Annotated in this window: 16 protein-coding genes; 7 read left to right on the top strand and 9 right to left on the bottom strand. The window is 38.6% G+C overall.

The window, feature by feature from the left end; all coding sequences use genetic code 11:
* Positions 1-346: 346 nt before the first annotated feature.
* Positions 347-1,519, top strand: coding sequence for a multidrug effflux MFS transporter (locus tag MHI22_RS02355; protein ID WP_340812690.1), 1,173 nt, complete (start codon positions 347-349; stop codon positions 1,517-1,519).
* 80 nt (positions 1,520-1,599) lie between these two features.
* Here MHI22_RS02355 and MHI22_RS02350 read toward each other — a convergent pair whose 3' ends face one another.
* Positions 1,600-2,097 (bottom strand): hypothetical protein, encoded by a 498-nt coding sequence (locus MHI22_RS02350; protein ID WP_230593953.1) that lies wholly within the window; start codon positions 2,095-2,097, stop codon positions 1,600-1,602.
* Positions 2,098-2,192: 95 nt separating this feature from the next.
* On the opposite strand from MHI22_RS02350, the gene MHI22_RS02345 reads away from it, so the two are divergent.
* A complete protein-coding gene (locus tag MHI22_RS02345; protein WP_036127498.1) occupies positions 2,193-2,645 on the top strand; it encodes an NUDIX domain-containing protein in 453 nt (150 codons plus the stop codon).
* Between the two features lie 28 nt (positions 2,646-2,673).
* Here the strand turns inward: MHI22_RS02345 and MHI22_RS02340 are convergent, their stop codons facing one another.
* Together MHI22_RS02340 and MHI22_RS02335 are read right to left on the bottom strand one after the other, a co-directional pair.
* Positions 2,674-3,117 carry a GNAT family N-acetyltransferase gene (locus MHI22_RS02340; protein ID WP_082673767.1) on the bottom strand — a complete coding sequence of 148 codons (444 nt, stop codon included), beginning with the start codon at positions 3,115-3,117 and terminating at the stop codon, positions 2,674-2,676.
* 10 nt (positions 3,118-3,127) lie between these two features.
* On the bottom strand, positions 3,128-3,445 hold the full coding sequence (locus tag MHI22_RS02335) for a MazG nucleotide pyrophosphohydrolase domain-containing protein (protein ID WP_036127510.1): 318 nt from the start codon (positions 3,443-3,445) through the stop codon (positions 3,128-3,130).
* Positions 3,446-3,669: 224 nt separating this feature from the next.
* Here MHI22_RS02335 and MHI22_RS02330 point away from each other — a divergent pair, with 224 nt between their 5' ends.
* Entirely contained in the window at positions 3,670-4,245 is a 576-nt protein-coding gene (locus tag MHI22_RS02330) for an LOG family protein (protein WP_036127500.1), read from the top strand.
* Positions 4,246-4,698: 453 nt separating this feature from the next.
* Here MHI22_RS02330 and MHI22_RS02325 read toward each other — a convergent pair whose 3' ends face one another.
* A complete protein-coding gene (locus tag MHI22_RS02325; protein WP_036127503.1) occupies positions 4,699-4,896 on the bottom strand; it encodes a Fragile-X-F protein in 198 nt (65 codons plus the stop codon).
* A 117-nt stretch (positions 4,897-5,013) separates the two neighbouring features.
* Here MHI22_RS02325 and MHI22_RS02320 point away from each other — a divergent pair, with 117 nt between their 5' ends.
* The 3 genes from MHI22_RS02320 to MHI22_RS02310 all read left to right on the top strand — a co-directional run bounded on the left by MHI22_RS02320 (position 5,014) and on the right by MHI22_RS02310 (position 7,622).
* Entirely contained in the window at positions 5,014-5,991 is a 978-nt protein-coding gene (locus tag MHI22_RS02320; RefSeq protein ID WP_340810934.1) for a dimethylarginine dimethylaminohydrolase family protein, read from the top strand.
* 82 nt (positions 5,992-6,073) lie between these two features.
* Positions 6,074-6,319 carry a YkuS family protein gene (locus tag MHI22_RS02315; RefSeq protein WP_340810933.1) on the top strand — a complete coding sequence of 82 codons (246 nt, stop codon included), beginning with the start codon at positions 6,074-6,076 and terminating at the stop codon, positions 6,317-6,319.
* Between the two features lie 136 nt (positions 6,320-6,455).
* Positions 6,456-7,622, top strand: coding sequence for a Ger(x)C family spore germination protein (locus MHI22_RS02310; RefSeq protein ID WP_330493913.1), 1,167 nt, complete (start codon positions 6,456-6,458; stop codon positions 7,620-7,622).
* A gap of 35 nt (positions 7,623-7,657) precedes the next feature.
* Here MHI22_RS02310 and MHI22_RS02305 read toward each other — a convergent pair whose 3' ends face one another.
* The 5 genes from MHI22_RS02305 to MHI22_RS02285 all read right to left on the bottom strand — a co-directional run bounded on the left by MHI22_RS02305 (position 7,658) and on the right by MHI22_RS02285 (position 11,516).
* Positions 7,658-8,317: an MBL fold metallo-hydrolase gene (locus MHI22_RS02305; protein WP_340810932.1), complete on the bottom strand. Its 660-nt coding sequence runs from the start codon at positions 8,315-8,317 to the stop codon at positions 7,658-7,660.
* A gap of 155 nt (positions 8,318-8,472) precedes the next feature.
* Entirely contained in the window at positions 8,473-9,633 is a 1,161-nt protein-coding gene (locus MHI22_RS02300; protein WP_340808827.1) for an MFS transporter, read from the bottom strand.
* Between the two features lie 443 nt (positions 9,634-10,076).
* Positions 10,077-10,202 carry a hypothetical protein gene (locus MHI22_RS02295; protein WP_255358833.1) on the bottom strand — a complete coding sequence of 42 codons (126 nt, stop codon included), beginning with the start codon at positions 10,200-10,202 and terminating at the stop codon, positions 10,077-10,079.
* A gap of 209 nt (positions 10,203-10,411) precedes the next feature.
* Positions 10,412-10,891 (bottom strand): hypothetical protein, encoded by a 480-nt coding sequence (locus MHI22_RS02290; protein WP_340808826.1) that lies wholly within the window; start codon positions 10,889-10,891, stop codon positions 10,412-10,414.
* Between the two features lie 22 nt (positions 10,892-10,913).
* Positions 10,914-11,516 (bottom strand): hypothetical protein, encoded by a 603-nt coding sequence (locus tag MHI22_RS02285; RefSeq protein WP_340810931.1) that lies wholly within the window; start codon positions 11,514-11,516, stop codon positions 10,914-10,916.
* Between the two features lie 420 nt (positions 11,517-11,936).
* Between MHI22_RS02285 and MHI22_RS02280 the strand changes: the two genes are divergently transcribed.
* Positions 11,937-12,164: a DUF3923 family protein gene (locus tag MHI22_RS02280; RefSeq protein WP_089932368.1), complete on the top strand. Its 228-nt coding sequence runs from the start codon at positions 11,937-11,939 to the stop codon at positions 12,162-12,164.
* Positions 12,165-12,184 lie beyond the last annotated feature (20 nt).

Below are 12,184 nucleotides of genomic sequence, written 5' to 3'. Positions count from 1 at the left end.
TCCCTTCTCCTCCTCTACCACCCATTACCATTTCTCTAATCCACTTTCAAAATCCTTTTTGACACTAGCTCTATCTCTTAAAAATTGATAAGATTAGCAATTATTACTATAAAGGTATTATAAAATAGCTTATAATAGTAATCAGACTATGCACTCCTACTACATGCATATCCATTACAGCTCAGCTTCCGTATTTTTCGGTATACCATTTTTGCTGAGTATAGATAAAGGTGATTTTCAACATGACATCCTATGAACGTATACTTATAATGGTCCCGCCGTTTCCCTAGCTACGCTATCTACTTGTAACGAACAAAGTAGATTTTGCTTGTAGGAGGGCAATATGTTGAAAAAACAGGCAGTACCATCTTTATTATTAATGATTGTTCTTGTGGCATTTCCACAAATTAGTGAAACGATATACACACCATCTCTACCGGATATTGCAGCTGCACTTGGTGTATCCAATAGCGCTGTCCAATTAACTTTAAGCATCTATTTTATTGGCTTTGCATTAGGTGTTTTTTGCTGGGGATGGATTTCTGATTTCATTGGCCGTCGACCTGCCATGTTAGCCGGTCTCCTTTTTTACGGTATAGGGAGCTTGCTCTGTGTTTACGCAGAGACGATTCCTTTTCTAATTGCAAGTCGATTTATTCAAGCGTTTGGGGCTGCCACTGGCTCCATTATTACACAGACCATTTTGCGTGAAAGCGTAGCAGGTAGCCAGCGACATGCTATGTTCGCACAAATTTCAGCTGTCATTGCCTTTACCCCTGCGGTAGGGCCGTTGATTGGTGGCTGGGTCGATCAAGCACTTGGCTTTCGAGCCGTGTTTTTTGTCCTTGTGGTGATGAGTATCTTGTTGTTCATGTATGCTTATTACAGACTTCCTGAAACAACAGATCCAGCCGCAAGACAACGAATAGCGATTTGGCCTGTCGTCAAACGCATTGTTGCTTCGCCAACCGTTCTTGTCTATGGACTACTGATTGGGGGCATCAATGGTGTACTATTTAGCTACTATGCCGAAGCACCCTTTATCTTCATTGGTCATTTTCAAATGTCACCAGGCCTATACGGTTTTCTTGGTATCATTGTGGCATTGGCTTCTATCATAGGGGCCATGATTTCAAAACGACTGGTCATCAACCATCCACCGCAAAAAATCATTCACCTCGGCTGTCTGGTGATGCTTTTGGGTGCTGTGCTGTTGACTATCGTTTGTTTGATGCCACTGCATGCATTACTCGTAGAAATCGGCATCTTGCTGACCGTTTTCGTCCTACTGCTCGGCTCTGGCATGGCACTTCCTAATTGCCTAAGTCTTGCACTAGTAGACTTTCAGGATGTTATTGGGACAGCAGGCGCGATTTTTAGTCTCGGCTATTACCTATTAGTCAGTGCCATCACAACGGGTATGAGTTTGCTACACAACGGTTCTTTATTAACAATGCCACTCTATTTCTTAGGTCTATCCCTGACGATGTGGCTTTGTGGGAGAAAATTTATACGATAATCGATGAAAGCGGGCATCTTATCGTCAGCATAAAAATGAGCCACCTTAAATAATTAAGGTGGCTTCTCCTATTGACGACATTATTGAAAATAATAATCCAATACTTCCTGTGCCGAATGAAAAACCTTATTGCTTTGCGTTTTATAAAGAAATGTTGGATTCGTACAGGCTTTTTCTAGACTTTTGGCTTGCTTTAGCTTATCGGTCATTTGCTCGATAATATCCGTGTAGCCATCGAGTTGATTAGATATTTTCGGTAGCATCGTGGGTGAGATGTTCAAAACAATGGATACTTGATCCTCAGCATAGCTATTTAAATTGATAAAAAAGCATTCTTCCAAATGCTTGGAATGTTTATCTACATTAATGACGGCTTCTTGATAATTGGCAATTACACCTGTGGATGTATTCGTAACCTTAAAGCCCTGCTTTGTTAAATGTTGTTCGACCATCTTTAAAAACTGCTCTACTTTTTCATCTAATTGCGGTGTAACAGTCTTCTCAATTAAATCATCACAACGCTGATAAATTGTATCGATTTCAGCCTGTTTTTCGACAAGTAGTTTAAAATTGGACATTGAATACACGCTTGATCTCCCCTTTTTACTAAGGTAGACATTCATGAAGCATTTTAGTCATGACCACGAAAAATAACTATCCAAAGGAGATACCTATGATTAGAAATTCTGTAAAAGCCATCATTATCGTTGATGGCAATATATTGCTAATAAAAAATCAAGATGACGAGGGCTATTTTTATCTTTGCCCAGGTGGTGGACAAGAGCATGGTGAGACATTCCCTAAAACACTGCAAAGAGAATGCCTCGAAGAAATCGGCTCCTCTGTTCAGATTGGAGAGCTTCTTTTTATCCGAGAATATATTGGAAAAAATCATGAGCATGCCGCCTTTGACGCAAATGTCCACCAGGTAGAATATTATTTTCAATGTCAATTCAATGGGCAAGTTTGTCAGCCAACCAATCCAGATCAACATCAAATCGGCACACAGTGGATACCTATAGAAGAGCTACACACTTATAGATTTTATCCTAAAGCATTCATCCGCCCTCTACAGCACTTTATCCAAGGACAACAAACAGCGATTTATTTAGGAGATGTCAATTAAAGCCGGCTTCTATCCTCATTGACCGCTCTTACACTAGATTTTTCACCATCGTATAATAACTACTACCTGGTGGATAATCTTTAATTTCTCCTACCACTTGATAGCCTTGTGCCTCATAAAATGTGCGAGCTTGAAACTCGTAGGTTGTCAGCAGAGCTTTTGTAGCACCCATTTCCTTTGCTACTAACTCTGCCTTGGCTAGGAGCTTTGTGCCAATTCCTTTTCCACGATACTCTTCACTAAACCAAAACTTATGTATTTCCACCCATCCCCAGTAGACTTCAGCCGTTATACCACCTACCCATTGCTGCTGTAAATCTGTGACTATCAATTGCAATGGTTGGATTGCCCCCTGCTGTCTACTTGCACGATGATAAGAGGAATGTTCATTATTATAGGCGCGAATTTTTTCACTTAAAAAATTCGTAAACGCTTCATGCTGTTTATGTAAAACCTCAACTTGATATTCCATCGAGTTCCTCCTAGTCCTGATAGCGTTTTACTAGCTTGTCCTGATGAGCCGCAAATATTTCTTCTAATGGAATATCATATTGATTGGCAATGACAATAAGATTGCCTAGTACATCCCCTAGCTCTTCAATAAGCTCTTGTTTATGTTCCTCATAGGATTGTGTTTTTTCATCTGGTCGATCTCTACCAATCTCGATCGCTCGAATGGCTCTCGCTACCTCACCAGTTTCTTCTGCCAAGAAGCCAATACGTGTAAAAATATTGAGCTCTGACCAGCCTCGTGCTTCATAATAATCCTTTACCCAACGTTGAAATTCATTTAGTTCCAATTCCTTTTCCTCCATTTCCTTCCTCTTCAAAATAAATTATACTATTATTTGTGCCTTAGCCAAAGCCCTTGTTAAAATCTATGCTACCCATGGGAGGCTTTGGGAACAGCATGAGACTGTCATTACTAAAGGCGTGGCGTTTTTACGCTATTCCCTAAGTTCAACGGGCGTTTACACTGCTTTCGGTACAAGAAGAATTTAATCAGTTATGGAGGAAATCTACTATGAACAGTGTTGCTGTATTTTGCGGATCAAGTCTTGGCGCTTCTGATGCTTATTGTGAAGGTGCGATTCTACTAGGAAAAGAATTAGCTAAAAGACAAATTACCCTTATTTATGGTGGTGCTTCAGTTGGCATCATGGCTACAGTAGCGAATACCGTGCTACAAGAAGGTGGCAAGGTTATAGGGGTCATTCCTACATTATTAGAAGAACGTGAAATTGCGCATCAGCACTTAACCGAGCTGATTGTTGTGAACACGATGCATGAACGGAAAAGTAAAATGATGGAGCTAGCTGATGGCTTTATTGCCCTTCCTGGTGGTCCTGGTACTTTAGAGGAATTTTTCGAAGTGTTTACTTGGAATCAAATAGGGCTGCTTCAAAAGCCTTGTGCGATTTTCAATATGGAAGGCTATTTTGATTTATTAATCTCATTTTTTGACCATATGCAAAATGAACAATTTTTAAAAGCTCAAAATCGTGAAGCATTAATTGTCGCTGAAGACACTGCAACGCTTTTAGATAAATGTGAAAGCTTTGTTGCTCCGGCTGTGAAAACCTATGAATTAAGCAAATAGTGAAGTGGTAAGGTTGGCCCTAGGCGGGCTGATCTTACCACTTTGAAGTTTTTGACAACATCATTCCCCCACTTCCAAAATTAATTTATATTGGCGCAAGAACTGGGAGGCGACCGCGATTCTTAAAAGAAGATGGACTTGGTTATTTTCCGATTACTATTTACTATCATTTTATCGTAGACCACTAGTATGATGCTATATCTGAAGTCAATACTGTATTAATTTCAGATACGAGGGAAAAATCGTATTATACTGATCCAGCGGAAACAGCGTAACTGATCTCGATATTAGATAAGCTCGTAATGAAAAAGAAGTTCATTCCCTCATACAGATGCTTCTATCATTTTTTCTTTAGCGAATCCAGAGGAACGCTGTACAATAATTTTTGACTATGAAATCAAGCTACTTCAACGAATAAGGTGATCTTCGAATTTGTTCGATTTTCTCCTTGTTTTATTGATCCACCCTTTTTTCCCGCCTTTTAACAGCGATTACCGCAATAAGGACCGTCATAAGCTTTATTACTACCACAATGACATACAAACTGAATGAGAGTATGGCTGGTAATAAAACGACCCACCACGACCAAGCAATCACATCTGTTAGCTTTAAAACGACAAAGACAATGGTCAACACTTCTGCAATGCCCATCTTTTCACCACCCTACAACCTTTCTTGACTATGTAGTAACTATATCCCTTACGATATGGAACAACGCAGGAAAAAATTTCACTATTTTCTCTAAATGATATAACAGGAGGTCGTACTATGACGAATATTTTTGTAAAAAGTGAGTTTGCTCCGTTAAAAAGAGTTGTTATGGCTCAATCAGAGTTTGCTTTTCCCGCTACAGGCAATCCAACAGATGACGAATTTTTAACAGAAGAAACGCTAGCCATTTATGCAGGCGTTGATACGCTCGGTAAAAACTTCAAAGAGGTCTTTCCAGAAAGACAGCAGCAATGGGAATTAGAACGAGCAAATTTAAAAAAAGTACTTGAAAAATATGGTGTGGAAGTACAGGTGCCACGACTTTTAACAGATTATGAAAAAGAGCTAGGACAAGAGGATGGCTATAGCAATTTCTTTGTTCGTGATCCCTTTTTCACTATCGGTCATTTTTTAATTGAAGGCTCCCTTCGATTTCCTCATAGACGGAACGAAATCTTGCCAGTGCGTAATATTTTAGCTCAGGAAGCAAACGATAACCAATGTTTCTATGTGTCCATTCCAAAGCCTGATATCGCAGACGGGCTGGATTCTGAGGCTGGCCCATTTTTAGAGGGTGGCGATGTGTTAGTGCTAGATAAAACGATTTTCGTAGGAAATTCAGGGCTAGCCTCCAATAAAAATGGCGTGCAGTGGCTGCGTAATTTAGCCAGTCATTTTGATTTTACAGTGGTCGAGGTTCCACTTCATCCAACGATTCTCCATCTAGACTGTGCACTTAGTTTGGTAAGGGATGGTCTAATGATTGTCTGCGAGGATGCTTTCTTAGAGGGAATCCCCGAACAGCTGAAGGATTGGGATAAAATTCATGTTTCCCTAGAAGATGCCTCACGACTTGCAACAAACGGTCTCCCTATCAATGAAGAGGTTTACATTACAGATAAAGAATTTACATGGATTGGCGAGCAATTAGTACAAAGAGGTGTCACTGTAGAATACGTTGATTTTAACATCTCCCGAAGCTTTGGTGGTTCGTTTAGATGTAGTACACAACCACTATTACGGACAAATGCATAGACATTATCCATCTCCCCTAAAAAATAATATGAATAATGAACAAGCTGAAATGGCACATTATTTATAGGAGGTGGACAAAAAAATGTCTAGAATTATTGGTGTGGAACAATCATTATCTAATATCGAGGATGCTTTAAAAGCAAAAGGCTATGAGGTCATCCAGCTTCGCAATGAAGAGGATGCCAAAAAATGTGATGCTTGTATCATTACAGGTCAGGACAGAGACGTGATGGGCATTAGTGATCCTGTCATGGCAGGCCCTGTCATTGATGCAGATGGCTTGTCAGCAAATGACGTCATTCAACGTGTCGGAAAATATTTCCACTAAAACAACAAGTGCTGTCACCATGTCACATTGACTGGGGATAGCACTTTCTTTTGTCATTCCTACATAATCTGTACTTATAATACCATGTGTTCTTGTCCAAACTACTATACATGAACTAGAAAAAGTAGGGAGACATATGAGTCAAAAAAATATTGCGATTGTTATTTTAATGCTTACGACTACACTACTCATGTCAGGCTGCTGGGATGTTACAGAGCCTCAACGAATGTATTATGTGCAAGGTGTTGGGGTTGATTATAAGGATAATGAATATACTGTGTACTTACAAATTATCAACTTTGCCAACGTAGCGAAAACAGAACAATCTAACCCTCAAGCCTCACCTACAGAAATTGGTCAAGCGAAGGGAAAAACAATAGAAGAAGCGATTTACAAATTATATCGTTCCATGGACCAAGAAGTATTTTGGGGGCATATGACCTATCTTCTTTTCTCAGAGAATGCGATGAAGGATGAGCATGCCATTGCTGTAATCGATACTTTTTTACGCTTTCGTGAAACTAGATATCATATTTGGGTCTACTGTACACAAGACCCAATCGAGGATGTTTTATTAGTTTCCCCTTTATTAGAGAAGTCACCGACTGCCGCGAAATTAAGTAATCCTAAAAATACGGCTAAGCAGGAGTCCTTTGTAGAGCCTGTTAATTTGCGACAGCTAGTGATTGGCTTAAATGAGCCAAACCATGAAATGAAAATCCCTTACGTAACTGTCAATGAAAACTGGGAAACCATAGATGGTACCAAAACAGAAACCGTTTTTGCAGGTGTCGGTATCCTCTCAAAGGATAGTTTTAAAGGCTATATTAAAGGTAAAGCCGCTCGCGGTATTGAATGGATGAACGATGAAACAAAGCAAGGGGAAATCACTGTTAAATTGGAAAATAACGAGAAAAGTGATTTCTTAACTGTCGATATTCAAAAGTTAGATGTCGATGTCAAACCTATCGTCCAAAACAATCAAGTCCAATTTGAGGTGTATTTAAAATTCAACACAATTTTAAATGGCTTTAAAGGGAAGCTGACACCCGATCAAGTAAGAAAAAAAGTAGAAAAAGCAGTCAAAGATGAAATTATGGCTACCTTCGAGGAAGGCTTGAAAATGGATGCGGATGTCTTTCGCTTATCAGAATACCTCTACCGCGATAATGTAAAGGCATGGAAGAAACTAGAAAAGGATGGCAAAATTCCATTAACGAAGGATTCCATCCGTAAAATCGATATTCATATTAATAAAGTAAGCCCTGGCCGTAAAACATTTGAAGAGACCATCGCCGAATAATGGAAGAGACCACCCTTCTTGGCGTGGTCTTTTTATCATGACAATATTTTTTTCATTTGTTCAAGGACTGCTCCCCTACTGATGCCTCCGTGATAACAAATCACCGCTTCAAGGTCGATATCTAGGCATTTCTGTAAAGACTGACGAGCTTCTTCTACGTCCAATGCAGTTGGTTCATGAACGCCCGCAATATGACCGTCTACACTATACATCGCGTCACCCGCCACCAATGTTTTACTCTGTGTTAAATACAGGCTAATATGACCTGGTGTATGCCCTGGTGTATGAATAACACGAATCCCGCCACAAAATGGTAGTTCTTCACCATCACTCAGCACCACATCCACCTTACCCTTCGGAGGGTTCTCTAAATGTCCATCTTTTACTAGCGGCAGCTCTCCTTGAATATAGGGCTTGTCGAGAGCATGTGCATATACTTGAACATGTGGCCCACACACTTGTAATAAATCAGGTAGACAGCCGATATGATCCACATCCTGATGCGTTAAGATAATCGCTTTGAGCTGATTTAACGACACACCCACCTGTACTATCGCCTCATGCAGCTCTTCCATTTGCCCAGGAAAACCGGTGTCAATCAACACCGCCATGTCCTGGTCCCACACCAATGTAGGATGAATCACAAAGCCCTGATAATGGAGTTCCAGCATTGCTATCCCGTTCGCCATTTGCATAACATGCGCCTCCTTCACCGTTTCTTATAAATTATGGCATTTAGCTAGTTTCTGTTTTTTAATAAGGATTCCCTGCTTTCTTCCTTTATTTTTATCATTAGGAAATGAATCATAGTAAAAGGACCAGACATTTGAGACTGGTCCCTATTATTATATTACTGGTTCATTTTCTTATTGGTAATGTAATCGCAGTATACTAACAGGACAACAAAAAGAAAGCTTAAGCTAACAAGACGGAAAATCATTGCTATACTCATCCATTCTGCTAAAATCCCTAAGAAAAATGCACTAACGCCAACACCAACATCAAAGCTTGAAAGAAAAGTAGCATTGGCTGCACCGCTTTTGGCTTCACTTACTTTTTGAACAGTCCATGTTTGTAAACATGGCATAACGGTCCCATAACCTGCACCGAATAAAATGGCTGCCAAAATAAGAGTGTGATTATTTGTTGTATAGGACAACACAATTAGTGATAAGAAACCAAGTGTTGCTGACACAATGATAATAGACCATGGTCCATTTTTATCAAACCATTTTCCTGTAAATGGACGTAATAAAGTGGAAACAATTGCGTTGATAAAAAAGAATAGAAAAATATGATCTAATCCCTTTTGCTCTCCGAAAAGGACTAAGAATGTAATGACGGCTCCAAAACCAAGCGTCGTCACTACAGTCAATAAAGACTGAAACCATACATCTTTTTCAAAAATCGCTTCCATAAATCGAAATGGCTGCTTGTCAAATTGTTTAGGTGTAGCTGAATGAATAAATGGAAGCATTATAACCGCAAATAAACAGAGTAATGCAGATGACCAAATCAGCGTATGAAAGGAAAAGGAATTATATATAAGGATACCTAAACTTGGTGCAACAATAGCTCCGACTGTTGTTGAAACCGAGAAATAACCCATTCCTTCTCCTAATCTAGCTTTAGGAATGATATCTACAGCCATTGTACTATTGGCTGTAGTAGAAATCCCCCACGCTGTTCCATGGAAAAACCGTAACAATAAAAAAATCCAAATCGTGCTAAGAAAAGGATATAACATGGTAATCATCAGCAACATGATGCCCGCCCCAATAGCTAGATGTTTTCGCTTATGATCGATTAAATAATAACCTATAAAAGGTCTTATTATAATGGCGCCTAGTGTAAATACCGTCGTTACCAAACCTACTTGCATAGGAGTGGCGTTTATACTTAATAAATAGGCCGGTAAGATAGGCAGTAACATTTCAAATCCTATAAAAATGAAAAAATTACTTATAAATAGAAAAAGAAATGATGTAGTAAAAATGGGTTGTTTTTTCATAGTTAAAATTCCTCGCTTCTAATTGTTTTGCTAAATTAGAAGCGCTTGGAACACTGAAACATCCCTTAATTGCCTTAGTTTTTTCAGCAATTTGCTCACCCTCTCTAAGTTTTATCACAACAAAAAAGACGCCATAAAACCGGCGTCTAAGCATTACTTTGTATCGTTTTTAAAATACGTATTTCACGAATGACATACAAAGGCAAAAAGCTTCCGGTTACTGAGTTCTATATGGTGTTTTTCTAAAAAATCACAGACTGGTCCCTTTGAACAGTAATCATCTAATTGTAAAAATGTCTTTACTTCAACGGCAGTTCTTCTGAAAACAGTTTCCATCACATTTTGCCTCCTCTCTAAAAATCTATGAATAGCTTATTATAATTTAATACAAGTAACTCATAAAAGCAAATACAGCGTTTTAATTTACTGTTACACGGCATGTTTTATCGCTGCACAATATAGCCCACCTTACGAGGTACGACTACATTTTTCTTTTCCACACTTTTGATAGCTTCATCTACGGTCTTTGGTGTTCCCAAAAGCTCAAACATAGACATTTGTTTACTCATCTACATCCTCCTCTATTATGTCAAAAGGAATACGTTCTCTACTATTTGTATATGTTGAACGAATCAATTTTATACTAGGAAATTGTGTTCCCACACAGAGTGCTAGAGTAGTGATGATAACGAGTAAACTGTAATGTAGAAGCATTAATATCCACAACCCATCCTATCTGGTTCAGCTAAGGTTGCAACTGTTTGGAGTGGCTAACTGTTTAACCTTTATGCTTTAGAAATGCTAATACATAAGCGATCCAAATGACTGTAAAATGTAGCGCAAGGAAGGTCCATCCAGTAAAAAAGATAGAATTGGAATAAGTGTTCAACAATGGAATTTCAGCTATTTCCGTAACTAACTGATTATGTTCAAACACGAACACTCTTAGCTCTTGTGCTTTTTTCAAAATCCATGAATAGACAATACTTGGAAACAGAAAGGATAGCACTATCATGCTGTAAAATGGCATCGTCTTCATCGTTTTTAGAGCCAGTCTATTGGCAAGTTTATATGTACCCATAATGGAAACAATGAAGAACGGTGTGAAAAATACTAAGGGAAAGAGTCCTGGATTACCATTACTTATACCATTGGAGCTTCCTATCACAATTGGTTCAGTGAAAATATGTATAAGACTAAAAATGATAGCCGTTATGATTAAGCTGGTAGCATAGTAAAACCATGATAATTTACTCATACTTTTCCCCCTCCTTGACTATTTATAAAGTTCTTTCATTGTTTCCATCCAATAATTTAACCTGCACATTGGACGAACCTCCACCATAAATAGGATGGGGAACTTTTGATAAATCGAGTAATTTCTTCAGATGAATCAATTTTTCACGATTGGCCTCGATTGTCACATGATATGGACCTGCTATATTCATAAGTGATGGTATACGCACGTCTTCTTTCGAGAAATGGCTATCTAAAAATACTAAATCAAATGACACAGCTTCATTGCTTCGATTATGTAAGATAAGGGTACAATCCCCATTCATTAAATCTTTGCTCACCATCTCAAAATCACAGTTGCCATCCCCTTTGTATGAAATGGCCATAATACCAGTAGCTAAGGTTTCTTGATACGCCATTATGAGAAAATGGGGTAAAAATGAATAGAGTAACACTACGGAAACAATTGTTGTAAGGTGATATTTGTTTATGCTCCTAGCTAGTAAAATCATCGCAAATATAAATAAAATCGAGCCAATGATGCCGAGCAACACATAGCCATCTTGTGTTTGTATAGGAAACGACATAAAGGAAGATTGGGCATGCATCACTTTATTGGAAGGATATGGAAAAAAGGACACATACATATACCTAAAATTACGATTGAACGAATAAGCGCCCTTTTATTATTAATCATTTTCTCCCCCCTCTCCAGAAAGTGTTTTGAAATTGTTTGGGCATTGCGAAGTCTCCTCACTTGTTACCAGTGCTATACCCATTAAGTGATGGTTAGATGATTTCTTATGTAACATACTCTCTCCCCCTTTTATACCTAAATATTTACATATACCAAATTTACCATATATACCCTAAATAAGGAATAAAGCCTTTTTAGCTCTAGACAAATGGCAAAATTGTTTTACCTTCTACACACCAACCGAAGAGTAATAAGTCAATCCGTCTCAAGGCGGAGAGGTAACACCGTCTAAAGTGTGTTTCCAAAAACAAACAAAAACAATATAATAAAACCATAAAAGGAAATTATAAATAGGAAGAGGATGTTCATTTTGTTTACGAAAATTATATGGTGGGCTATAAATATTGTATGGTTATTGATTTTTTCTGCCCTCGCAGTATTTATTGGGGTAAGAAATGTTGATGCTGCTGGGATGGTGCAAACTCCTGCCATTAAAATGGTGTCATTCATTATTTTGGGCATCGTGTTTCTAGTTGTTATGCTCATTCAGCTCATTTTTCTCTATTTTATTAGGAAAACCACTACAAAGGTCTCTTGAAGAAGTACTGGATTGTCATC

The organism is Lysinibacillus sp. FSL L8-0312 (assembly GCF_038003285.1).
Lineage (GTDB): Bacteria > Bacillota > Bacilli > Bacillales_A > Planococcaceae > Lysinibacillus > Lysinibacillus fusiformis_D.
The sequence above is the reverse complement of the archived record's forward strand: the minus strand, read 5'-3'. Positions and strand labels throughout refer to the sequence as shown.